Below are 1049 nucleotides of genomic sequence, written 5' to 3'. Positions count from 1 at the left end.
CACTCATTGTATGTATGGCTTTAACTTCAGCCTCTAACCTTACTTGCTCTGGTGTCGGTGTCGTATCCCGTATAGCCCAGTATTTATAGCTGCTACGATGCACATTAAATACACTACATAGCACACTAATTGGGTAACGCTCTCGTTGATTTAATTTCTCAATTAACGAGAATTGTTCAGGGAGTCGGACATCAAGAGAGCGGTAGCCTTTTTTAATATATCCTTTTCTAATTCAATGCGTTGGATTTGCTTTTTAAGTTCACGGATTTCAATTTGTTCGGGTGTCATTGGTGAAGCCAATGGTGACTGGCCATTACGTTCTTGCTTTAATTGAGCAACCCATTTACTTACGGTTGATTTACCAACACCCATCGCTTTGGCTGCTTCTTCTTGTGTATAACCTTGGTCAACTACAAGTTGAGCCGTTTCTNTTGTGTATAACCTTGGTCAACTACAAGTTGAGCCGTTTCTAATTTGATTGCAGCGGAGTACGTTGCACGGTTTAATTTTGTCATTTTTTTCACCCAAATTTGTATGCAAATAGCATAACATTTCTTTCTTAATGGGTGACCAAAATTACTCTACCACTACAAAAATACCACCTCTCATTTTAAGCTTAAAGACCGTATTTAACCTTCTTAGAGCTAAACGCTTCTAGTTATTTAATTTCTTGGTCAATGAACTACTTAAAGATCTATTACACAAAGAGAAGCGAAAGAGAAGTAAATGAGAAGACATAAGCCCGGGTTTATTAGTTTAGCTTAGCTTTATTACTACCTCTAAAAGCGCAGCGCCTCTTAACCTCTTTGTGAATAAATCACTTATTTCTGGCGTTGCCAACGAATAAAATCTTATAAATTATATTTTGAGGGGAGAATAGAAGCTATCGCTTCTCACGCGAGCAAGCTCAGCGTCTACAACGGGTAAATAAACTCGGAGTTTAGATTTAAAGATTAGGGCTAGTTTTACTTGTAGGCGTGCAGCTTGCTGACGCGACGAGCAACGCTCGTAAATAAAGTATCAGTTATATCTGTGGTAAGTAATTAGAA

The 1049-nt window shown here is 38.3% G+C and carries 1 pseudogene; it reads right to left on the bottom strand.

The window, feature by feature from the left end:
- Positions 1–515: pseudogene (locus I6F43_RS19970) on the bottom strand (transposase); the annotation flags it as partial.
- Positions 516–1049: the final 534 nt, after the last annotated feature.

This window comes from Pseudoalteromonas sp. NZS71_1 (assembly GCF_015864305.1).
Taxonomy (GTDB): Bacteria; Pseudomonadota; Gammaproteobacteria; order Enterobacterales; family Alteromonadaceae; genus Pseudoalteromonas; species Pseudoalteromonas arctica.
Note: the sequence above shows the minus strand (reverse complement) of the source record. Positions and strands in the feature narration are given on the sequence as shown.